At 62.9% G+C, this 23,608-nt stretch carries 16 protein-coding genes; 2 read left to right on the top strand and 14 right to left on the bottom strand.

The window, feature by feature from the left end:
* The first annotated feature begins 1 nt into the window (after window position 1).
* A complete protein-coding gene (locus ABDW57_RS11415; protein ID WP_343730317.1) occupies window positions 2–451 on the top strand; it encodes a GNAT family N-acetyltransferase in 450 nt (149 codons plus the stop codon).
* Here ABDW57_RS11415 and ABDW57_RS11410 read toward each other — a convergent pair.
* The 14 genes from ABDW57_RS11410 to ABDW57_RS11345 all read right to left on the bottom strand — a co-directional run bounded on the left by ABDW57_RS11410 (window position 448) and on the right by ABDW57_RS11345 (window position 20,243).
* A complete protein-coding gene (locus ABDW57_RS11410) occupies window positions 448–2,673 on the bottom strand; it encodes a DUF3141 domain-containing protein (protein ID WP_343730316.1) in 2,226 nt (741 codons plus the stop codon). The two genes, ABDW57_RS11415 and ABDW57_RS11410, sit on opposite strands and share 4 nt — an antisense overlap.
* A gap of 111 nt (window positions 2,674–2,784) precedes the next feature.
* The gene (typA, locus tag ABDW57_RS11405) at window positions 2,785–4,620 is read right to left on the bottom strand and encodes a translational GTPase TypA (RefSeq protein ID WP_343730315.1); all 1,836 of its coding nucleotides are present in this window, start codon (window positions 4,618–4,620) and stop codon (window positions 2,785–2,787) included.
* Window positions 4,621–4,710: 90 nt separating this feature from the next.
* On the bottom strand, window positions 4,711–5,637 hold the full coding sequence (gene truB / locus ABDW57_RS11400) for a tRNA pseudouridine(55) synthase TruB (protein ID WP_343730314.1): 927 nt from the start codon (window positions 5,635–5,637) through the stop codon (window positions 4,711–4,713).
* A gap of 77 nt (window positions 5,638–5,714) precedes the next feature.
* The gene (rbfA, locus tag ABDW57_RS11395) at window positions 5,715–6,104 is read right to left on the bottom strand and encodes a 30S ribosome-binding factor RbfA (protein ID WP_155463506.1); all 390 of its coding nucleotides are present in this window, start codon (window positions 6,102–6,104) and stop codon (window positions 5,715–5,717) included.
* Window positions 6,105–6,175: 71 nt separating this feature from the next.
* Window positions 6,176–9,043, bottom strand: coding sequence for a translation initiation factor IF-2 (gene infB / locus ABDW57_RS11390; RefSeq protein WP_343730313.1), 2,868 nt, complete (start codon window positions 9,041–9,043; stop codon window positions 6,176–6,178).
* A 46-nt stretch (window positions 9,044–9,089) separates the two neighbouring features.
* Entirely contained in the window at window positions 9,090–10,655 is a 1,566-nt protein-coding gene (gene nusA, locus ABDW57_RS11385; protein ID WP_179674602.1) for a transcription termination factor NusA, read from the bottom strand.
* The gene (gene rimP, locus ABDW57_RS11380) at window positions 10,652–11,140 is read right to left on the bottom strand and encodes a ribosome maturation factor RimP (protein WP_343730312.1); all 489 of its coding nucleotides are present in this window, start codon (window positions 11,138–11,140) and stop codon (window positions 10,652–10,654) included. The genes nusA and rimP overlap by 4 nt, the downstream gene beginning before the upstream one ends.
* 239 nt (window positions 11,141–11,379) lie before the next feature.
* The gene (gene rluB / locus ABDW57_RS11375; RefSeq protein WP_343730311.1) at window positions 11,380–13,503 is read right to left on the bottom strand and encodes a 23S rRNA pseudouridine(2605) synthase RluB; all 2,124 of its coding nucleotides are present in this window, start codon (window positions 13,501–13,503) and stop codon (window positions 11,380–11,382) included.
* Window positions 13,490–14,203, bottom strand: coding sequence for an SMC-Scp complex subunit ScpB (scpB, locus tag ABDW57_RS11370; RefSeq protein WP_343730310.1), 714 nt, complete (start codon window positions 14,201–14,203; stop codon window positions 13,490–13,492). The genes rluB and scpB overlap by 14 nt, the downstream gene beginning before the upstream one ends.
* A 245-nt stretch (window positions 14,204–14,448) precedes the next feature.
* The gene (locus ABDW57_RS11365; protein ID WP_343730309.1) at window positions 14,449–15,474 is read right to left on the bottom strand and encodes a glucokinase; all 1,026 of its coding nucleotides are present in this window, start codon (window positions 15,472–15,474) and stop codon (window positions 14,449–14,451) included.
* A 255-nt stretch (window positions 15,475–15,729) separates the two neighbouring features.
* Window positions 15,730–16,689: a VTT domain-containing protein gene (locus ABDW57_RS11360; RefSeq protein WP_343730308.1), complete on the bottom strand. Its 960-nt coding sequence runs from the start codon at window positions 16,687–16,689 to the stop codon at window positions 15,730–15,732.
* Between the two features lie 25 nt (window positions 16,690–16,714).
* A complete protein-coding gene (locus ABDW57_RS11355; protein WP_343730307.1) occupies window positions 16,715–18,328 on the bottom strand; it encodes an ABC transporter ATP-binding protein in 1,614 nt (537 codons plus the stop codon).
* A complete protein-coding gene (locus tag ABDW57_RS11350; RefSeq protein WP_343730306.1) occupies window positions 18,325–19,326 on the bottom strand; it encodes an ABC transporter permease in 1,002 nt (333 codons plus the stop codon). The genes ABDW57_RS11355 and ABDW57_RS11350 overlap by 4 nt, the downstream gene beginning before the upstream one ends.
* A complete protein-coding gene (locus tag ABDW57_RS11345) occupies window positions 19,323–20,243 on the bottom strand; it encodes an ABC transporter permease (RefSeq protein WP_343730305.1) in 921 nt (306 codons plus the stop codon). The genes ABDW57_RS11350 and ABDW57_RS11345 overlap by 4 nt, the downstream gene beginning before the upstream one ends.
* Window positions 20,244–20,748: 505 nt before the next feature.
* Between ABDW57_RS11345 and ABDW57_RS11340 the strand changes: the two genes are divergently transcribed.
* On the top strand, window positions 20,749–23,574 hold the full coding sequence (locus ABDW57_RS11340) for a TonB-dependent receptor (protein WP_343730304.1): 2,826 nt from the start codon (window positions 20,749–20,751) through the stop codon (window positions 23,572–23,574).
* Window positions 23,575–23,608 lie beyond the last annotated feature (34 nt).

Raw genomic sequence — 23,608 nt, 5'->3', positions numbered from 1 at the left:
CATGCCGATCGCCTTTGAAACGCCCGACCAGCCCGACGTGCACGCACTGATTGCCGAACTGGACACCTATCTGCTGGCGCTGTACCCGCCGGAAGCCGTCTACGCGCTGGACGTGCAGACGCTGCTGCAGCCGAATATCCGCTTCGCGGTCGCGCGCGACGCCCAAGGCGCGGCGGTCGGCTGCGGCGCCATTGTGCTGAGTGCAGCGTACGGTGAAATCAAGCGCATGTACGTGCGCCCTGCCGCGCGCGGGACCGGCACGGCGCGCCAGTTGATGGACTTGCTGGAACACACGGCGCGCCAGGCCGGCTGCCCGCAGATGGTGCTGGAGACCGGCCCGGACAATCCAGAAGCGCTGGCGCTCTACACGCGCCACGGCTTTGAGCGCTGCGGACCGTACGGCGATTATCCGGACGATCCGCTCAGCGTCTTCATGCAGAAGAAGCTCTAGGCAGCGGAAGGCGTGCTGCCCTTCTTCTTGCGCACCACCGCCAGCGTCGGCGCCTGCGGACCGAAGATGGTGGCGACGCGCTCCAGCCGCGCGGCCGCCTCGCCCACCAGCGTGCCGGTGGCGCCCGCCACCTGACGCACGATGCCCAGCGCCTGCTGGCGCGCTTCCGGTTCTTCCGGCAGCAGCAGCGGCAGGTCGGCCAGCGCCGCTTCCTCGTTCACCTGCAGCATCAGATACTGCTCGCGCAGCATCTTCTTCAACAGCGTGATGTTCATGACCTTGTCGTCCGAGGTGCGCAGATGCAGTTGGCGGATCGCCGCAAAGGCGCGTTCGTCGGCCGCGCTCATCTCCGGACTGCGGAAAATGTACAGCAGCGCGCGGATGATGCCCTCGGTGACACCGCCCTCCTTCGTGCGCAGCGCCAGTGCCGCGCGGCTGGCGTTGATGGCCGCCTCGCGCGCGATGTCGCGGCCGATGCGGCGCGGCTTGCCGCCATCCGTGCTCAGGCCCACCAGCGCCTGCAGCAGCGGCGAGCCATACACGCTGAGGAAGATATTTTCCGTGGCCTGGTCACGCACATCGCGATAGCGGTCCAGCGCATCGACGATCTGTTTGGACCACGCTTCCTGCATCTGCAGGAACACATTGTCCTTGCCCACCGGGCGGCGCTCGGCGCGCACCTTCTCGGCCAGCGCCGGGATCTGGTTCAGCAGCGGGTTCTTACTGGAGAACGCGGTGTAGCGCAGGCGCAGCGGATGCGCTTCGCGCAGGCGCTCTGCACTGGCTTCCGTCACCATCGCTTTCACGAACGGGCTGGCGAACGTCTGGTACAGGCCCTTGTTGATTTCCGAAACGCGCGCCACGGTGGCGAAGCGGCGCTCGTCTTCCACGTCGTTGCCGCCCAGCGCGCGCAGCGCATCGAGGTTGCGGCGCTCGAAGCGCATCACGTAATCGCCGGCCGCCAGGTCGCCGGAAGCGATCTCGGCCTGTAGCATCTCTTCGTCCTTGTCGAGGAACACCGCTTCGTACAGGCCGGGCGGCATGATGTCGATCATGTCCATGGCGGCCGTGAATTCCTCGTGCTCCTTGTTGGCCACCGAGGCCGACACGAAGATGCCCAGGTGGCCTATGCTCTGGTGCATGGAATAGATGATGGTCTGGCCGCCGGCGACCAGCGCCGCATCGTCCTCGTACAGATCCAGCACCCAGCCCAGCGCCTGCTGCGGCGGCGTGATGTCATCGCCCCACGAGCAGAACACCACGATCGGCGATTTGATGTTGCGCAGGTCGATGCGGTGGCCGGCGCTGTCCAGCAGCGCTGCGTCGCTCAGGCGGTTGCCGACGAACAGCGAGTCGGCGATGTACTGCATCTCGCCGGCATTCAGCAGCACCGGATTGCCCCACCATTTCTCAAACTCCAGGAAGCGCTGCGCTTCGGTATCGATCTTGGCGTAGACGTTGTAGTTCTTGGTCCAGAAGGTGTTGGACGGATTCATCTTCTCAAAATTGGCGACCAGTTGCGCGCCATCGAAGATGCCGTTGCCGAGGTCGCCCGCCAGCGCCGTCATCCAGGTGCCGCCGAGAATGCCGCCCAGGTAGCGCAGCGGATTCTTGCCGCGCACGCCGGCCCAGTACGACAGCGGCGCGCCGGCCAGCACCAGCGGCCCCACCAGATCGGGATTCAAGGCGCTGGTCATCATGATTTGCCAGCCGGCCTGGCAGTTGCCGATCAGCGCAGGCTTGCCGTCCGCTTGCGGATGCAGCGCGGCCACCTTGGCGATGAACTGCGCCTCGGCGCGGCACACATCCTCGATGGTCTGGCCCGGCACCGGATGCGGCAAGAAGCCGACGAAATAGCAAGGATGGCCGGCCTTCAGCACCACGCCGATTTCACTGTCATGCTTCATGCCGCCGATGCCCGGACCATGGCCGGCGCGCGGATCGAACACGATGAAGGGGCGCTTGGTGGGATCGGGCGCAATGCCATCCGGCTGCAGGATGTGCAGCAGGCCGTAGTTGACGGGACGTTCGAGGTGACGGCCATCCATCACCACTTCAAACTGGAAAGTCAGGACGTGGGGCGCGGTCTGTTCGGCGCGGTGATTGCGCTCGTCGCCGCGCTGACGCAGCACGTCCAGGAACAGGATGGAACGCTGGGTGGCGTCGATCCAGTAGTCGGTTGCCTGCTGGGCAAGGTTGAAGGGATTAACGAGCCAATTCACGTGATCCTCCGATGCGTTTATGCTGCCTCGCACAAAAGTACCCCAGCGGCAAGGAAAAGGCAAATGAAAAAAGCCGCCCGAAGGCGGCTTTCTGCTCTGGCGAGCGCGGGCTTACGCGCCTTCGCGCGACGCTTTCTTGCGCTCGTGCTCTTTCAGGTAGCGCTTGCGCAGACGGATCGATTTCGGGGTGATTTCCACCAGTTCGTCGTCTTCGATGAATTCCACCGCGTATTCCAGCGACATCTGAATTGGCGGCACCAGGCGCACCGCTTCGTCAGTACCCGAGGCGCGCACGTTGGTCAGCTGCTTGCCCTTGATCGGGTTCACCACCAGGTCGTTGTCGCGCGAGTGGATACCGATGATCATGCCTTCGTACACCGGGGTGTTGTGCTCAACGAACATGCGGCCGCGGTCTTGCAGCTTCCACAGGGCGTAAGCCACCGCGTTGCCGTCGTCTTGCGAGATCAGCACGCCGTTGCGACGGCCAGCCAGTTCGCCTTTCGAGGTGTCGACCGGGGCGTACGCGTCAAACACGTGCGACATCAGGCCGGTACCACGGGTCAGGGTCATGAATTCGCCCTGGAAGCCGATCAGACCGCGCGCAGGAATGCGGTATTCCAGACGCACACGGCCTTTGCCGTCCGATTCCATGTTTTGCAGGTCGCCGCGGCGGCGGCCCAGTTCTTCCATGACGCCGCCCTGGTTGGCTTCTTCCACGTCCACCGACAGCATTTCGTACGGCTCTTCACGCACGCCGTCCACCATCTTGAACACCACGCGCGGACGCGATACGGCCAGCTCGAAGCCTTCACGACGCATGTTTTCCAGCAGAATGGTCAGGTGCAGCTCGCCACGGCCCGACACTTCAAAGATGGTGTCGTCGTCGGTTGGCAGCACGCGCAGCGCCACGTTCGATTTCAGTTCTTTTTCCAGACGGTCGCGCAGCTGGCGCGAGGTCACGAATTTACCTTCGCGGCCAGCCAGCGGCGAGGTGTTGACCATGAAGTTCATGGTCAGGGTTGGTTCGTCGACAGTCAGCATCGGCAGCGCGTCCGGGGTGTCCGGTGCGCAGATGGTCGAACCGATGCCGATGTCTTCGATACCGTTGATCAGGATAATGTCGCCGGCAACGGCTTCATCCACCAGCACGCGCTCCAGGCCCTTGAAGTTCAGCACCTGGTTGATGCGGCCTTTGGTCGGGGTGTCGTCCGGGCCGTTCATGAAGATCACGTCCTGGCCGGCGCGCACGCGACCGCGCGACACGCGGCCGATACCGATCTTGCCGACGTAGGACGAGTAGTCCAGCGAGGTGATCTGCATCTGCAGCGGGCCGTCCGGATTGTCGTCACGCACTGGCACGTATTTCAGGATGGCTTCGAACAGCGGCTTCATGTCGCCGCCGCGCACGGACTCGTCCAGGCCGGCGTAGCCGTTCAGGCCCGAGGCGTACACAATCGGGAAGTCCAGCTGCTCGTCGGTGGCGCCCAGTTTGTCGAACAGTTCGAAGGTCTGGTTGATCGCCCAGTCAGCGCGCGCGCCCGGACGGTCGATCTTGTTGACCACCACGATCGGCTTCAGGCCCAGGGCCAGCGCCTTGCGGGTCACGAAACGGGTCTGCGGCATCGGGCCTTCCTGCGCATCCACCAGCAGCAGCACCGAGTCCACCATCGACAGCACACGCTCCACCTCGCCGCCGAAGTCGGCGTGGCCCGGGGTGTCGACGATGTTGATGTGGGTGCCTTCGTACTCAACCGCGCAGTTCTTCGACAGAATCGTAATGCCGCGCTCTTTTTCGAGGTCGTTCGAGTCCATCACGCGGGTATCGACCGCCTGGTTTTCGCGGAAGGTGCCGGACTGGCGCAGCAGTTGGTCAACCAGGGTGGTTTTGCCGTGGTCAACGTGGGCGATGATTGCAATATTGCGAATTGCGCGTTTAGTATTAGACATGGTTGTATATGTGCGGAAAAACTGCGAGTGAGTACCTTCGAGGTACACGAAGCCCTCTAGTATAGCATGTTGCGATGCAACTTTATCGCTTTATTGGGGCGTAAATGCGATTAATCGTTCGGGCGCCAGGATGCTGTATTCGCCCAGGATGGCGGTGCCCAGCAACTTGTGGTCGAGGTAGACGCGCACCCTGCCCTGCTCGCGGGGCACGGCAATCGACGGTTCCTTGCCCAGCGGCAGGCGCTGGCCGTTGAGGAAGCGCTTGGCCAGCTCGGCATTGAGCTGCACCGCCGGGAAGCTGGACAGCAGTGCATCGACCGGCGACAGCAGCGACAGCGGCGCTGCGTGCGCGGCCAGTTCATCCAGCGTGATCATGCGCTCCGTGGTCAGCGCGCCCACCTGCGTGCGGCGCAGTGCGTTCAGATGCGCGCCGCAGCCCAATGCCCGGCCGATGTCCTCGCCCAGCACGCGGATGTAAGTGCCCTTGCTGCACGTGACCGACAGCTTGAGGAACGGCGCCTCATACGCAAGCAGTTCCAGCTTGTGGATCACCACGTCGCGCGCTTCACGCTCCAGCGTGATGCCTTCGCGCGCATATTCGTACAGTGGCTTGCCGTCGCGCTTGAGCGCCGAATACATCGGCGGCACCTGCTTGATGGGGCCGCGGAACTGCGCCAGCACGGCATGGATCTGCTCCAGCGTGACGTTGACCTCGCGCGTTGCCAGCACCTGGCCTTCGGTGTCGCCGGTGTCGGTGGTCTGGCCGAGGTGGACGGTGGTGTCGTAGGTCTTGTCGGCTTCCAGCAAGTCCTGCGAGAACTTGGTGGCTTCGCCAAAGCACAGCGGCAGCAGGCCGGTGGCGAACGGGTCCAGCGTGCCGGTGTGGCCGGCCTTCCTGGCGTTCAGCACGCGCTTGACCTTGATCAGGGCGTCGTTACTGGACAAGCCGACCGGCTTGTCGAGCAGCAGCACGCCGTCCACCAGGTCGCGGACTTTTTTTGGATGAGTTTGCTTCATATTCACTTCAGCATGGATCCCGGCGTGCGCCGGGATGACGTCGCTCCGGCGAAAGCCGGAGCCCATAGAACGCGTGCTTATTCCTGGCCGTCGTCCAGCGAACGGGTCGAATTGGCCTGGTCGATCAGCGCCGACATCGCCATGCCGCGCGCGGCCGAGGTGTCGTGCACGAAGTGCAGCTGCGGCAGCGTGTGGATGTGCAGGCGCTTGCCCAGCTGGTTGCGCAGGTAGCCGGACGCGGCGTTCAGGCCGGCCAGCGTGTTCTTCACGGTCTCGGCATCGTCCTTCAGCATGGTGAAGTAGATTTTGGCGTGCGCGTAGTCCGGGGTCAGCTGTACTTCCGCCAGCGTGATCATGCCGACGCGCGGGTCTTTCAATTCAAAGGCGATCAGTTCGGACAAATCTTTCTGGATCTGATCGGCCACGCGCTGGCCGCGCTGGGGGATGTTTTTGCTATGTTTTGCCATGATGATTCCATAAACGGCAAGTGGACGGGCAGGCCCGTCCACTTTACCAGATGCTGCTGTGCTACCCGTAGTTACAGGGTACGCGCGATTTCCTGCACTTCGAACACTTCCAACGTGTCACCCACCTGGATGTCGTTGTAGTTCTTCAGCGACAGGCCGCACTCCAGACCGGCGCGCACTTCTTTCGCGTCGTCCTTGAAGCGTTTGAGCGAGTCGATCTCGCCAGTCCACACCACGATGTTGTTGCGCAGCAGGCGGACCGACGAGGTACGCTTGACCACGCCATCGGTGACCAGGCAGCCGGCAATCGCGCCGACCTTGGACACCAGGATGACCTGGCGCACTTCCACCTGACCGGTGATGGTTTCGCGTTTCTCTGGCGCCAGCATGCCGGACAGTGCTGCCTTCACCTCTTCGATCGCGTCGTAGATGATGTTGTAGTAGCGGATGTCCACGCCGTTCGACTCGGCCAGCTTGCGCGCCTGGGCGTCGGCACGGGCGTTGAAGCCGATGATGACCGCCTTCGAAGCGACTGCCAGGTTGACGTCCGATTCGGTGATGCCGCCGACGGCGGCGTGCACCACCTGAACGCGCACTTCCGAGGTCGACAGCTTCTGCAGCGAGCCCACCAGCGCTTCCTGCGAACCCTGCACGTCGGTCTTGATGATCAGCGGCAGGTTCTTCACCTCGCCCTCGGCCATCTGGTCGAACATGTTTTCCAGTTTCGCCGCCTGCTGCTTGGCCAGCTTGACGTCGCGGAACTTACCTTGACGGAACAGGCCGATCTCGCGGGCTTTACGCTCATCCGCCATGACCATGACCTCTTCACCGGCTTGCGGCACTTCGGTCAGGCCCTGGATTTCGACCGGGATCGAAGGACCGGCTTCCGCGATCGGCTTGCCGTTCTCGTCCAGCATGGCGCGCACGCGGCCATAGGACGAACCGGCCAGCACCACGTCGCCGCGCTTCAGCGTACCGGACTGCACCAGAATGGTGGCCACCGGACCCTTGCCCTTGTCCAGACGGCCCTCAACGATCAGGCCGCGTGCCGGCGCATCGACCGGCGCTTTCAATTCCAGCACCTCGGCTTGCAGCAGCACTTGCTCCAGCAGGTTGTCGATGCCTTCACCGGTCTTGGCCGATACCGGCACGAATGGCGATTCGCCACCGTATTCTTCCGGCACCACGCTTTCAGCGACCAGCTCTTGCGTCACACGGTCGACGTTGCCGCCCGGTTTATCGATCTTGTTGATCGCCACCACCAGCGGCACGCCGGCGGCTTTCGCGTGAGCGATCGCCTCCTTGGTTTGCGGCATCACGCCGTCGTCGGCCGCCACCACCAGGATCACGATGTCGGTCGCTTTCGCACCGCGGGCACGCATCGCCGTAAAGGCTTCGTGGCCCGGCGTATCGAGGAAGGTGACGATGCCGCGTGGCGTTTCCACGTGGTAGGCGCCGATGTGCTGGGTAATGCCGCCAGCTTCGCCCGACGCCACTTTGGCGCGGCGGATGTAGTCCAGCAGCGAGGTCTTGCCGTGGTCGACGTGACCCATGACGGTCACCACCGGCGCGCGCGGCACCGCTTCGTAGTGCGCGTGCTCGCCCTGGTCGGCCAGGATCGCTTCCGGATCATCGACTTCGGCGGCGTGGGCCTTGTGGCCCATTTCTTCCACCACGATCATCGCGGTTTCCTGGTCCAGCACCTGGTTGATGGTGCACATCTGGCCCAGCTTCATCAGCTGCTTGATGACCTCGGAGGCCTTGACCGACATCTTGTGCGCCAGTTCGGCCACGGTGATGGTTTCAGGCACGTGCACATCCTTGACGATGGCTTCGGTTGGCGCCTGGAAGTTGGTTTCGCGTTCTTCCGACTGGTGATGGCGACGGCCACCCTTGCCACCGCGCCAGCTGTCGCGGCCGGTGCTGGCGCCAGCGCCGGCGTTGCCGCCACGGCCCTTGCTGCCGCCCGGCGCGCCGCGCTTCTTGGCGTCGTCCTGCCAGGTCGACGAGACATTGGCCGATTTGATCGACTTCTTGTCGGCGCCGCCCACGGCTGGCTTCTTGTCATCTTTCTTCTCGCCCGGCTTGGCGGCATTGGCGGCGGTGGCCGGTTTGTGCAGCGTGCCTTCGGCCACTTTCGGCTTGGCTGGCGCCGGTGCCGGCTCAGGCGCCTTGATGGCGCGGCGTGGCGCGTTCATCATGGCCTTGATCTGCGCCACTTCATCGGCCACGGCCTGGCGTGCGCGCTCGGTGGCAGCGGCTTGTTCAGCGGCTTCCTTGGCGGCGGCAGCGGCCTTCTTTTTGGCTTCGTCGGCAGCGGCTTTTTTCTTCGCTTCTTCCGCCGCGCTGTCCACGGCTGGCGCGGCAGGTGCGGCGGCAGCGGCGGCCTTGGCGGCCGCGGCTTTCTTCGCCTCTTCCTCGGCTTCGCGCTGGGCGGCGGCTTGCGCTTCGGCGGTGGCCTTGGCCTGGGCGGCTTTGTCCGCTTCCAGCTTGGCCAGACGCTCCTGCTTCTCGCGCAGTTCCGCTTCCTGACGTGCGATCAGTTCGGCCTGCTTGCGGGCCTCTTCTTCGCGGCGGGCGACTTCGGCCGCGTCGATCACCGGCGCGGCCGGCGCGGCCGCGGTGGTGGTCAGCGGTTCGTCGCGCTGCACGAAGGTACGCGTTTTCTTGACGGCGACCTGGATGGTGCGGGCCTTGCCATTGGCGTCGGCCTGCTTGATCTCGGTGGTTTCCTTGCGCGTCAGCGTAATTTTCTTCTTCTCTTCAGCACCGGCGCCATGGGTGCGGCGCAGGTGATCGAGCAGCTTATCCTTATCCTCTTTCGACAATGGATCTGACGCCGACACTTTCTCGACGCCGGCAGAACGCAGCTGCGTCAGCAGCAAGTCTGCAGGCATCTTCAGTTCGGTGGCAAATTGGGCTACGTTGTTACTCGCCATTCAGTCCTCTTTTCTATGTGTCGCGGAGATGATAAAGATAATCAAATTAAGCCTTTGCAGATTCAGTCAGACTCCAGGCCTTGGCTTGCAGCGCCTTGGCACGGTCGTCGTACTTCGCATCAACCAACTTCATCTCATCGTCGGTCACATCTTCAAATTCACTCGTAATCAGTGCACGTGCGCGGTCAGACGACAGGGCCAGGATGGCGCCGAACTCGTCATAAGCCAGGCCGGCAAATGCTTCTACCGTTTTGATACCAGCCAGGCCCAGCTTGCCGGCGGTGATGCGGTCCATGCCTTCCAGACCGACCAGCGCCTCATCCATGCCCTCCAGGCCCTCTTCCGAAGCGATGGCTTCGGTCACCAGGGCGTCACGGGCGCGGGTGCGCAGTTCGTTGACGGTATCTTCGTCAAACGATTCGATCTCCAGCATTTCGGAGATCGGCACGTAAGCGATTTCTTCCAGGCTGGCAAAGCCTTCTTCCACCAGGATGTCGGCCACTTCCTGGTCGACGTCCAGTTTTTCCATGAACAGCGCGCGGATCGCGGCGGTTTCCTGGGCTGCCTTGTCGGCCGATTCCTCGGCCGTCATGATGTTGATCTTCCAGCCGGTCAGGTCCGATGCCAGACGCACGTTCTGGCCCGAACGGCCGATGGCGATGGCCAGGTTTTCCTCGTCCACCACCACGTCCATGGCGTGCTTCTCTTCGTCCACCACGATCGACGACACGTTAGCCGGCGCCAGCGCGCCGATCACGAACTGCGCCGGATCTTCCGACCACAGCACGATGTCCACGCGCTCGCCGCCCAGCTCGCCGGTCACGGCCTGCACGCGCGAACCGCGCATGCCGACGCAGGTACCGATCGGGTCGATACGCTTGTCGGCGGTGTACACCGCGATCTTGGCGCGCACGCCGGCGTCGCGCGCCGCCGATTTAATTTCCAGCATGCCTTGTTCGATTTCCGGCACTTCCAGTTCGAACAGCTTCATGATGAACTCTGGCGCGGTGCGCGACAGGATCACTTGCGGGCCGCGCATATTGCGGTCGACGCGCAGGATGTAGGCACGCACGCGGTCGCCAATGCGCAGATTCTCTTTCGGGATCATCTGGTCGCGCGGCAGGCGCGCTTCGATCTTGCCGGATTCGACGATCGCATCGCCGCGCTCCATGCGCTTGATGGTGCCGGTGACCAGCGAATCGCCGCGCTCCAGGAAGTCTGCCAGAATCTGTTCGCGCTCGGCGTCGCGCACGCGCTGCAGCACCACTTGCTTGGTGTCCTGCGCAAAGCGGCGGCCGAATTCCACCGATTCAATCGGCTCTTCGATGTAGTCGTCCACTTCGATGTCGGCGATCTGCTCTTTGGCTTCGAAGTGCAGGATTTCCTGGTCCGGCAGCTGCAGGCCCGCCTCATCCGGCACCACGTGCCAGCGACGGAAGGATTCGAACTCACCCGACTCGCGGTCGATCGAAACGCGGATGTCAACTTCACCCTCATAGCGTTTCTTCGTGGCCTGCGCCAACGCGAATTCCAGTGCGCCGAAAACCACATCCTTATCGACGTTCTTTTCACGCGCCAGCGCGTCTACCAATAACAAAACTTCGCGACTCATGCTTTGCGTCCCTTAAAATCCACCTGTGGCACCAAACGTGCCTTATCCACATCGGCGAGCGTAAATTCCAACTGCGCCGGACCTTCATTGCTTTCAAATTCCAACGACAATTTCTCGCCCTCGGGTTCCAGCAGGACCCCCGTGAACGATTTCCGGTTGTTCGTACCCGGCATGGCCGCGCGCAGCTTGATCACTGCTTCGCAACCGGCAAAACGGACATAATCCGACAGCTTGCGCAACGGCCGGTCCAGGCCCGGCGACGAAATTTCGAGACGCTCGTAAGGCACGTTCTCGACCGTCAGCACGTGCGACAGCTGGTGACTGACCGTGGCGCAATCTTCTACGGTGATGGGACCTTTTTCTTCGGCATCTTCGGCGGTGAAATCGATAAACACGCGCAGCAGTCCGCGCTCGGCCCGTTCGACATCAACCAGCTCATAGCCCAGACCGGTGACGGTCTTTTCAATTAATTCCGGCAGCTGCAAGAAAATTCTCCAGTTCAAGACCTGTTTATATGGGGCATAAACAAGCCTGTTAAAACGGTTCAACAAAAAAAAAATGGGCATCTGCCCATCTTTTTAAAACACCTAGCCAGATGAAGAATTCAGATCGATTTGTGACGACGTGAACTTTTACTAGGCTAGATATTATAACCTTATATGGCCTGCGCTGCAATGCCGCACAGGCGGCATGACAGGCTTACAACAAGGCGCAGGTACGGTACTTAACCTTTGCGGCGGCGTGGCATGCCATGGTCCATGGCGCCGCCGCGCGGCTGCTGGCCCCGGCGTGGCGCGCCCGAGGCAGCACCGAAGCCGAAGGTGGTTTGCAGCGGATCGGGCTGGCGCGGGCCACGGCCCGGTCCCTTGGACTGCTGGCCGCGCGGCTGCCCCTGCCCCTGACCTTGGGCGCGGCCACCCTGGCCTTGCGCGCGCGGACCTGGCGCCTCACCGAGCGGACGGCCGCCGGCGTAAGCACCGATGCCTTGCGGACGACCACCGGGACGGCCCGACGACTGGCCGCCGCCCTGACCCTGACGGCCTTTGCCGCCACGGTTGCCATTGCCGCCGCCGTTACCGTTACCGTTGCCGCCAAAACCACCCTGGCCACGACCGCCGTTACGGGCAGGCTTGGCGAACGGCAGCGCGTTGGCGTTGCTCAGATCGGCGCGGTTGAAGTTCGGCTCGTTTTCGTCGTCCTCGTCGTCATCGTAGAAATCACGCTCGTCGCGGCGCTCGGCACGCTCGGCGTGCTGGTCGCGATTGCCATTGCGGCCGCGCTTTTCCGGCCCCTTGTTCTGAGCCGGCTTGGCTGCCTTGGCGGCAGCTGGCTGCGCACCGCCTTTTTTCTCGACGCCGTACGCCGCCATCAGCGCGCGCACCGCGTTTTCTTCCATCTCTTCCCAGCGGCCGCGTTTTAGGCTGCTTGGCAGGGTCATGGCGCCGTAGCGGGTACGGATCAGGCGCGACACGGTCAGGCCGATCGCCTCGAACATGCGGCGCACCTCACGGTTGCGGCCCTCGCCGATGATCACGCGATACCACTTGTTGATGCCCTCGCCGCCGCCGTCGGCAATCTTGGAGAACTGCGCCACGCCGTCTTCCAGCTCGACGCCGGCCAGCAGTTTCTGGCGCATGCCCTCTTCCAGCTCGCCCAGGGTGCGCACCGCGTACTCACGGTCAATGCCGTAGCGCGGGTGCATCAGGCGGTTGGCCAGGTCACCGGAAGTGGTGAACAGCAGCAAACCTTCGGTATTGAAGTCGAGACGGCCCACGGCCAGCCATTTGCCGGCTTTCATGGTGGGCAGGCGGTCGAATACCGATGGACGGCCTTCCGGATCATCCATGGAGACGATCTCGCCGGCCGGCTTGTGGTAAATCAGCACGCGCGGCGGCTTCTTGCTGACGCGGCGCTGGATCAGCTTGCCGTTGATGCGCACCGCATCGGTCGGCAGGATGCGCTGGCCGATGTGGGCCGGCTCGCCGTTGACCGACACGCGGCCGGCCACAATCAGTTCTTCCATGTCGCGGCGCGAACCGAGGCCGGCTTCGGCCAGCACCTTGTGCAGTTTCGGCGCGTCGTCGTCCGACGTCAGGTCGCGACGCACCGGCTTGGCTGGCTGGCGGCCCTTGCCCTCGTCAGCGTCGAAGGCCTCCGAGGTCACGTAGGAAAACGCTGCATCAGCATCATTGCCCTTGGCGCCGCCGGCATTCTGGCCGCCGCGCTGCTTGCCATTCTTTTTCTTGCCACTGCGCTGATTGTTGTTGCGCTGCTCATGACGCGGCTTGCCCTCACGCGCGGCCGGCACAGCAGCCTCTTCCGCCGGCGCAGCGGCGCCTTCGGCAGCGGCGACCGGCTCGGGACGCGGCATGGCGGCCTGGCGGGCGGCGCGCAGTTCGCGCATCTGACGCGGGCCACGCGGGCGCTGACGCTCGCCGCGCTCGGCACGCTCACCGCCTTCGGCGGCGGCAGGCGCTTCCGCCACAACGGCCGGCGCGGCTGCGCCAGCTTCCACCACTGCATCGGCGGCCGGCACTGCTTTTTTGGCCCTCGGCTTGACTGGCTTGGTGGCCGGGGTCTCGCCATCGGCCGCTGGCGCAGCCGCATCCACCTCGGCGGCAGCCAGCTTTTTGGCACGCGGCTTCTTCACTGGCGCCGGGGCGTCGGCAGCGGTCGCTTCGACTTCCGCCTTGGTCTTGCGCTTGGGCTTGGCGGCGGGCGCCTCGCCAGCAGCCGCCAGCGCGGCATTATCAGCCTCGATCTGGGCTTTGGTACGGCGTTTCGGCTTGCCGACAACTTCGGCCGCAGCTGCGTCGTTGACGGTCTCAGGGGTGTTAGGTTTGTTCATTATTCGTTTCTTGGTTGTGCTCAGCGTCAACCGTTAAATCTGGCGCAGGGCCTTGTTCTTGCTCGGCTTCTTGCTCAGCGTCGCTGTCTTGCCGCGCCGCTTTCTCAAAGTTCTCTTGCAGAGCCGCCTCCAGGGTTTCCATGGCGTTCTGCCCATCGCTGATTTGCTGCAACGGCGGCAACTGGGACAGCGAATTCAAGCCCAAATCATCCAAAAACTGCTTGGTGGTGCCCAGCAAGGCCGGACGTCCCACCACATCACGGTAACCAATGACATCCACCCAGCCACGGTCTTCCAGCATCTTGATCGTCTGCGAATTGACGGCTACGCCGCGTATCTCTTCAATATCGCCGCGCGTCACCGGCTGCCGGTAAGCGATGATGGCCAGCGTTTCCAGCGTTGCCCGCGAATACCTGGGCGGTTTTTCCGGATTCAACCGGTCGAGATACAACTTCATCTCGGGGCGGCTCTGGAAGCGCCAGCCAGACGATAGGCTGATCACTTCAACACCCTTGCCGGCCCAATCGAGCCGCAATTCTTCCAGCAATTCCTTGATCGTGTCGGCACCAACGCCGGGGCCACGCGGCCGATCCTGGTCATCCAGTTCGACAAACAGCTTTTTCAGACTGTGGATCGATAAAGGCTCACGAGCGCATAGCAAGGCGGTTTCGAGGACTTTTTTAGCCTCAACATTATCCATAAGCAAAATCGAAAGAAATCAATCACATTCAGTGAGGCTGGCGGGAGTTACTCGCTGAAGCTGCTTTTTCCGACGCCAAGGCCTATGCGCACCCGGCGGGAGAGAGGGACATGCCGGCAACGGCCGAGACCGTTGCTTTCTACGTGAAACGTGGGCAGGAAGCCAGACGTTTCATCCAACAACGCGAATTGTACCTGATAAAACCACAAAACGCGCATTTCGACGTCATCGAAATGTAACTGAGCTTACGCGGAGGCAAGTCTTTCCGACAAGATTGCCGAAACACCAACGAAGGCCGGGTATTCCGCCGTGATCACCCAGGTCGGCACCGCCGACAGGTATTTATTGAAACGGCCCTTGGCTTCAAAGCGGGCGCGGAAACCGGAGCGGTCGAAGCGCGCGCCCAGTTTCGGCACGATGCCGCCGCCAATGTAGATGCCGCCCTGCGCGCCCAGGGTCACGGCGATGTTGCCGGCGATGGTGCCCAGCATGCAGCAGAAGGCTTCGATGGCGTCGTCGCACAGCGAGCATTCACCGGCCAGCGCGCGGCGCGAGATTTCGGCGGCGCTCAGCTTGTCGGCCGGCAGGTCGCCGTGGTCGGCCAGGGCACGGTAAATCAGTTCAATGCCGGCGCCGGACATCAGGCGCTCGGCCGAAACGTGTTCGAATTCTTTCCATGCAAATTGCAGGATCGCCACTTCGGTGGGCGTGGCCGGCGAGAAGGTCACGTGGCCGCCCTCGCTCAGCAGCGCGGTCCAGCCATCCTTGCCTGGAATCAGGCCGGACACGCCGAGACCGGTACCGGCGCCGATCAGGCCCAGCGGGGTGCCCGGCACGCTGACGCCGCCACCCACCTGGTGTTTCTGCGTGGCCGACAGCTGCGGCAGCGAGCTGGCCAGCGCAGTGAAGTCATTCACCACCACCAGGGTGTCAAAGTTGACTTCGCGGCGCAGCGCCTCTATCGAGAATGCCCAGTGGTGATTGGTCATGCTCACCATGTCGCCGGTGACCGGATTGGCAATCGCAATCGCGCCATTCCGGATACCGGTGACGCCGGCCTGGACTACGGTTGGCGAGGCCAGATACGCGACCAGGGCGGCGGCCAGGGTCGGGTATGCGGCACACGCCAGCACTTCGATCGCTTCAATCTTGCCCGGGGCGGTTTCCAATGCAAAGCGTGCGTTGGTGCCGCCGATATCCGCCAGCAGACGCGGGCCACCAGGGAAAACAGTGGTCAGGGAGGGAGGCGTTTGTACGGACTGAGCTGTCATGATGGATCGAAATTAGTTGAGGCTTAAGCTTAAAGTATTTTACCGCTCACAGGCAAGTGAAGTTTGTAGTTTTAGTACAGTTTGCTACACAAGTTTGAAATCCGGGATATTTCATCCGTAGTATGACTACCGGCCTTTTGATTGGAATCGATTCCAGTTCATTGCTAAAAATAAGCACCGTGGTCCCGGCGCAGGCCGGAATCCATGCTGACTCAGCATGGGTCCCGGCCTGCGCCGGGACCACGGTGCCATCACTCAGGCCGAGGCGCGGTTGTCTTCTTCGGCCAGCGTTTCACCCGGTGCGCGGAAAGCGGCATTCCAGGCCTCCAGTCCGCCATGCAGCGGACGGGCGCGGTGGTAGCCATGGCCGATCAGCGCCTTGGCCACGTGGGCGGCGGTGACGTCATTCGGGCAACTGCAATACACGATGATATGACTGCTCTTGTCCAGGCCGCTGATTTCCGTGGTGGGATCGCCGCCATTGAACAGCAGCGCGCCCGGCACGGCCGGATCGAGCATTTGCGCGGTCACGCTGCGGGCGTCGATCAGCACCGGCTCCGTGCCCTGCTCAAGCAGCTTCTTGAAATCGTCGATGGTGATGCGCTCGATTTCCACCGACTGGCGGAAGCGTTTGCGCTCCACATATTTAAATGCCACAAACAAGCCCAGCAGCACACCCAGCACAAGCAGCGCGGTGGTGCCCATGGTGCTGAGGATGTCCAGCAGTTGGTCAACGCTGGTGTGGAAGAAGGCGCCGATGGCAATGCCGGTGCCGGCCCACAGGAAACTGCCCATCACCGCAAAGGTCAGGAAGGTGCCGCGCGGCGTACCCATGGCGCCCGCCAGCGGCGGCGCGATCACGTTAAAACCGGGAATAAACTTGGCCACGATCAGGGCTTTCGGCCCCCAGCGGTTGAAGTTGTCCTCGGTCTGGCTGACGCAGTAATCCGGCGACAGCGAAATCTTGCACAGTAATTTGAGGATGCGCTTGCCGTAGAAGCGGCCGGCGCGGAACCAGAAACTGTCGCTGATCAGGCAGGCCAGCATGGCGACGGCCAGCACGGCCGACCAGTGGGTGTCGCCATCGACCGACATGGCGCCGGCCACGATCAACAATGGAAACGCAGGAATGGGCATGCCGATCTGCTCGACCAGCACGATGCCGAACACGATCAGGACGCCATATTCTTGCAGCAGGAGGATTAAATTCGCCATCCGGATATCTTAACTTAAAAATCGCTTAACCGTTGCCGGGGATCGCAGATAGCAAGGCTTGGGTATAGGGGTGTTGCGGGTGACGATACAGCGTATCCGCATCGGCCAGCTCGACCACGGCGCCCTGCCGCATCACCATCACCTGGTCGGCCATGTAGCGGACCACCGCCAGGTCGTGCGAGATGAAGATGTATGACAGGCCCAGCTCATCCTGTAAATCCCGCAAAAGATTGAGCACCTGGGCCTGCACCGACACATCCAGCGCCGAGACCGACTCGTCGCATACCAATATCTCCGGCTGCAGCGTCAGGCAGCGGGCGATGGCGATGCGCTGCCGCTGGCCGCCGGAGAACTCGTGCGGGTAGCGCCCGTAGGCGGCAGCCGGCAAGCCAACCTTGTCCAGCAGGCTCAGGGCGATGGCGCGGCGCGCGCCCTCGTCGGCGCCGATGCGGTGGATGCGCAGCGGCTCAAGCAGGATGTCGCCGGCGGTGAAGCGCGGGTTGAGCGAGGCATACGGGTTTTGAAAAATGATCTGGATGCGGCGCTTGTAGGCCTGGAACGCGTGCGCGGGCATGCTGAGCAGGTCGCGGCCGTCAAACAGCACGCTGCCGCTGCTGGCCTGCTGCAAGCGCATCAGGGTCAGGCCGAGGGTGGTTTTGCCGGAGCCGGATTCGCCCACCACACCGAGGGTCTGGCCGCGCGCGAGGGTGAAAGAGACGTCCTTCACGGCGTGGAACTGGCGCTTGGCGAACCAGCCCTGGCGCTGGGTGAAATGCTTGTTCAGATTGCGCACCTCCAGCACCACCCCGTCGTTCCGGCGGAGGCCGGAATCCATGCTGAGCCTCCCGGCCGGCGGCCTATGGATTCCGGCCTCCACCGGAATGACGGGCAAGCGGTGCGGCTGCTCGCCCAACGTCGGCCGGCACTGTAACAACGCGCGCGTGTAGGCATCCTGCGGCGCAGTCAGCACTTGCTGCGCCGGCCCCGCCTCGCGCACCTCGCCATGGCGCATCACCACCACGTGGTCGGCAATCTGCGCCACCAGCCCCAGATCGTGCGTAATAAACAGCATCGACATCGCCCGCCGCCGCTGCAGCCGCGCGATCAGTTCCAGGATCTGCTGCTGCACGGTGACATCCAGCGCCGTGGTCGGCTCGTCCGCGATCAGCAGCCTGGGCTCGCAGGCGATCGCCATCGCGATCATCACGCGCTGCTGCTGGCCACCGGACAACTGACTCGGGTAGGCATCGATCCTGTCCTCCGGAACGCCAACTTCCTGTAACAGCTCCAGCGTGCGCTGGCGTGCCTGCGCCCGGCTCATGTTCAGATGCACCCGCAACACCTCGCCGATCTGCGCGCCCACCGTGAACACCGGATTCAGCGACGACATCGGTTCCTGGAAAATCATGGCGATATCCTTGCCCCGCACGGCGCTGCCATCAAAGGCAATACTGCCCTCGACAGTGGCCGAGACCGGGTCGAGCAAGCCCATCACCGCCAGCGCGCTGGCCGACTTGCCGCTGCCCGACTCGCCCACCAGCGCCACGGTGGCATTGTGCGGCACGCTGAACGAGACGCCCTTGACCGCCGCAACACCATTGAAAGCAACGCGCAGTTCACGCACTTCGAGCAGGTTCATGGTTTCACCTTGGGGTCGAGCGCATCGCGCAGTGCGTCGGTGAACAGGGAAAACGCCGTCACCAGCAAGGCCATGGCTGTCGCCGCGGCCGCCAGTTGCCACCAGCGACCTAGGATGAGCTCGCTCTGCGCCTCGTTCAGCATGCTGCCCCACGAGACCACACCGACCGGCACGCCAAAGCCCAGGAAGCTGAGGATGACCTCGGCCTTGATGAAACCCACCGCCAGAATCGACATCTGCACCAGCGCCACATGGCTGACGTTGGGGAAGATATGCCCGAACATCCGGCGCCAGTGCGAGGCGCCAATGGCGTCGGCCGCCAGCACATATTCGCGCGCCCGGTGCTTGAGGTATTCGGCACGCATCAGGCGGTACGGCCCGGTCCAGCCGGTCAGACCGAGGATCAGCACGATGGTCAGCACACCCTTCTGCTGCAGCACGGCGGCCACAGCCAATATCATCAGCACCGAGGGAATGGCGGTGAACACGCTGTAAAACCAGGTGAGGCAGTCATCCACCACGCCACCGCAATAACCGGCCAAGGCGCCGAACAAGGTGCCGAGACTCACCGCCAGCAAGGCCGCCGCCAGCCCGATCACGATGGAGGTCTCGCCGCCCTTGATGGTTTTTTTGATGACGTCATGCCCCCACTTGTCGCCGCCGAACGGCAGGGTGGGCAGCCTGCCGGCTTGCGTCGCATGTTGCGCCGCCAGTTGCGCGCGCAATGCGCGCAGGTCGTCTGCCAGCGGATCGAAGGGATTGTCCGGCAAGGCCGCGCTCGCCTCCGCAGGTCCGGCCGCGCGCACCGGCCCTGTTCCGACGAAACCGGGCGGCGCGTAGTGCGCGCCCACTTCGGCCTCCCAATCCGCCGCCAGCCAGCCGCCGGCGGACAAGGCCGCCATCAGCAGGAACACCACCACCACGGCCAGTGCCGCCATGCCGCCCCGGTCCGCGCGCAGGCGGCGCCAGGCCAGAGCCCACAGACCATGGGACCTCATGACAGTTTCACCCGCGGGTCCACCGCCTGATACAGCAGATCGGTCAACAGGTTGACCACCATGGTGGCGGCCGCCACGTACACCGTGATGGCCTTGATCACCGGGAAATCGCTGCGCTCCACTGCCAGGATCACCTCGCGGCCGATGCCGGGAATGCCAAAGAAGCGCTCCAGCAGGAAGGCGCCGATCAGCAAGGCCGGCAGGTTGGACATGACGTAGGTCAGGATGGGAATTGCGGCATTGCGCAGCACGTGCACCCACATCACGCGCCGTTCGCTCATCCCCTTGGCGCGCGCCGTGCGCACGTAGTCCTGCCCCACCTCCTCCAGCACGAAGCTGCGGAACAGGCGCAGGGTCGGCGCCAGCGACACCGCCAGCCCGATCAGGATCGGCAGTACCGCATGCTGCCAGTCACCCCAGCCCTGCACCGGAAACAGGCCCAGCTTGTACGCCAGGCCGTATTGGAACACGATGATATACACCAGGATGCTGACCGACATGGCCACCGTGCATGCCACCATCACCAGCCGGTCGGTCAGCGAGCCGCGCACGAAGGCGACGGCCAGCGCCAGCGCGATGCCAAGCGCGGTTTCGAGCACGGTCAGCGGCACCAGCACCGCCAGCGACGGCCCCAGCCGCGTGGCAACGATGTGCGATACCGGCTCGCCGGTCGCCCAGCTCAGGCCAAAGTCAAAACGCGCGATCTGCTCGATAAATATCCACAACTGCACGTAAAACGGCTCATCCACACCCAATTCGCGGCGGATGGCGGCAATGCTGGCGGCGTCCGCCATCTTGCCAGCCAGAATATATGCGGGATCGCCGCCCACCCAGTTAAACAGCACGAATACCAGCACCACCACGCCCAGCATGGTCGGCACCATCTGCCACAGGCGGCGAATTATATAAGCCAGCATCTTGGTCCTTGTTTTGCGATCAATCTATTGCTCAGCATAAACCATGCGAGCCACCCGGCACGCCCGGCGTTTTGTCTCATAAATGTAACGCCGTGTTTCCCCATGAACGCAGATTAATAAAGTTGCTTCGCACCAAAATGTCGCAAGTTTCCGAAAGCCAAACAATACTTTCGCTTTTTTTTTGATAGCAAAACAATGTTTCCTATCCCCCGAACGCCCGCTGCACCAAATTAGAGCGTTTACCGTGCAAATTTAGCGCGGCGAGCAAGCGTCCTTTTTACGCGAATTAACGGAAGTTTGCACATTGACAGTAAATGTCGGCAAATGATTTGATGGGGAAATGAAGGAAACACCAACGTTTTCTTCACCGGCCCTGCCGGTATAAAAAAATACATCCAACACACCCGCGTGTTTAGCGTTTTACATTGGGAGCTACATAATGATGGTTGAAACAGTAATGGCCCGTTCCGTGCGCATCATCTGCGCTGGCGGTCTGGCGCTCGGTATGTCTGCGGCAATGGCCCAACAGGCCACCGAAGACGTCGTGGCCCGCGTCGAGATCACCGGTTCGTCGATCAAACGTATCGCCAAGGAAGGCTCGCTGCCGGTGCAGACCCTGTCCCGCGCCGACATCGAACAAAGTGGCGTACAGAACGTGGCTGACCTGGTGGCCCAGCTGCCATCGATGCAAGGTTTCATCACTTCGTCGGCATCGGTCAACGGCGGCGGCGGCGGCGTGCAAACCGCCTCGATCCACGCCATCGGCACCCAATATACCCTGGTGCTGCTGAATGGCCGCCGCATGGCGCCGTACGGCACCGGCAGCGCCGTCAACCTGGCCAGCATCCCGCTGTCGGCCGTTGAGCGCGTTGAGATCCTGACCGACGGCGCATCGACCCTGTACGGTTCGGACGCCATCGCCGGCGTGATCAACTTCATCCTGAAGAAAAACCAGACCGATCTGGTTGTCGAAGGCACCTACAACTCGCCACAGGAAAAAGGCGGCAAGAGCAGCAACTTCTCGATCAGCAAGGGCTGGGGCAACCTGGATTCCGACGGCTTCAACGTGCAAGTATCGTACAGCCACGATGAACAGAAAGAGCTGAACGCCACCGACCGCGACTTCGCCAAATCGGGCGTACACAAATTCAGCCACAAGGGCAAGCAATACGCCACCTGGCAGACCTCGATCAACTCGACCCCGGCCAACGTGGAAGTCGTGACCGCCGACGACGACGTCGTGCTGAACCACGACCTGCTGACCAAGAACGGTTGCACCCAGGCCAACACCTTCTCGCGCAGCGGTGCCTGCCGTTTCGACTACGCCGCCACCGTGCAGCTGCTGCCGGAACTGAAGCGCGACAGCGTGTTCGCCAACGGCTCGCTGAAACTGGGCAAAGACACCACCGCCTACAGCGAACTGGTGATGTCCAAGTTCACCAACACCGCGCGCTACGCGCCGGCCGCACAGCCGCTGACCGTGTTCAGCACCGATGCCGACACCGGCGTCAAGACCGTCAACAACAGCTACATCGGCGCCTACAACAGCTCGATCGTCCCGCTGCTGGCCAGCCAGGGCATCAACGCCGCTGACGTTACCGACGCCTTCTTCTACTACCGCGGTGCCGACGCCGGCGGCCGTACCGACGAATACCGCACCGACGCGCTGCACTTCGTGGTCGGCGTGGACAGCACCCTCGCCGGCTGGGACGTGGGCGCTTCGTTCACTCACTCGCAGAACAAGCAGACCGACAAGGCCATGGCCGGCTACATGAGCGGCAACAAATTCGAAGAACTGATCCGCACCGGCAAGTACAACCCGTTCGTCTCCAACACCGGCGCTGCTGCCGTGCTGGCGGACGCCGTGCTGCACCAGGACCTGGGCGTGATCAAGTCGAAGATCGACGTGGCCAGCGTGCACGGCTCGCGTGAAGTGTTCGAGCTGCCAGGCGGCGCCGCCTCGATGGGTATGGGCGCTGACTTCACCAAGCAGACCTACAAAGACAACCCGTCGCAGATCGCCATGGGCCCAGGCCCAGGCAACCCTGGCTTCACCGACACGGAAATCGGCGGCGGCACCGGCTCGCAAGCCCTGGACGCAAGCCGCCAGAACTGGGGTGCGTTCGCCGAACTGCTGATGCCAGTGACCAAGACCCTGGAAACCACCGCCGCTGTGCGTTACGACAGCTACGACGCGGTTGAGAAGAAAAACGTCAGCTACGACACCGCCGGCAAAGCATCGCCAACCGGCAAACTGGGTGAAGACGTGGCCAAGGCCACCTACAAGCTGGCGGCCCGCTGGACCCCGGTCCAGAGCGTGCTGCTGCGCGGTTCGTACGGCACCGGCTTCAAGGCACCGACCCTGAACAACATCGCCGACCCGCTGAAGAACGCCGGTTCGTCGAACAACTTCCCATGCCCGATCACCACCCCAACCGATCCGCGTTCCAAGTACTGCCGTCCAGGCTCGTCGGAATACGGTCTGCTGGACAGCGGCAACCCGAACACCGGCGCCAAGGCACTGAAAGCCGAGACCTCGAAGCAAGCCACCCTGGGCTTCCGTATCGAGCCAACCACCTCGCTGTCGGTGGGCCTGGACTGGTGGGATGTGCGCCTGAAGAACCAGATCCGCACCTTCTCGCAGGATCAGCTGTTTGACCAGAACTCGTCGCTGGCCCAACAGTACATCGCCGTGTACGCTGACCCGATCCAGAAGTCGAACGTGCTGGTCGCCATCCGCAGCCCGCAAAACCTGGCGTCGTCGCGCTACCAGGGCGTGGATTGGGATACCACTTTCCGCACCGCCACCCCGATCGGCAAGGCATCGATCAACTGGACCGGTACCTTCATGCTGAAAGCGGAACAGGAAACGCCTGATCCAATCACCGGCAAGTCGATCAGCGAGAAGTCGATCGGCCGCTTCGACTCCTACGACGACGTGGTGTTCCGCGTGGTCAGCCGCATGATCTTCACCCTGAAGACCTCGGAAAAGCTGTCGAATTCGCTGACCGTGAACTACCGTTCGGGCTACCACGACAAGCCGCTGACCGCTGACGACGCCGCTGTGCGCTCGGTCAACGCCGACGGCAGCATCGGCGGTGTGGTCTCGATGCTGGACCACGACGTCAGCTCGTACACCACGCTCGACTGGCAAGCCAAGCTGAACTATGTGAAGGGTCTGACCCTCACCGCTGGTATCCGCAACCTGCTGGACCGCGATCCGCCATTCTCGATCCGCAACTCGGGTGGTGGTAACCAGGTGGGCTATGACGGCCGCTACGCTGACCCACTGGGCCGTACCTTCTACCTGACCGCGCAATACCGCTTCTGATCCCTGCGGGATCTGCTAAAAAGGCTCCTTCGGG

Origin of the sequence: Duganella sp. (assembly GCF_039595735.1) — a bacterium.
Lineage (GTDB): Bacteria > Pseudomonadota > Gammaproteobacteria > Burkholderiales > Burkholderiaceae_D > Rugamonas.
The sequence above is the reverse complement of the archived record's forward strand: the minus strand, read 5'-3'. Positions and strand labels throughout refer to the sequence as shown.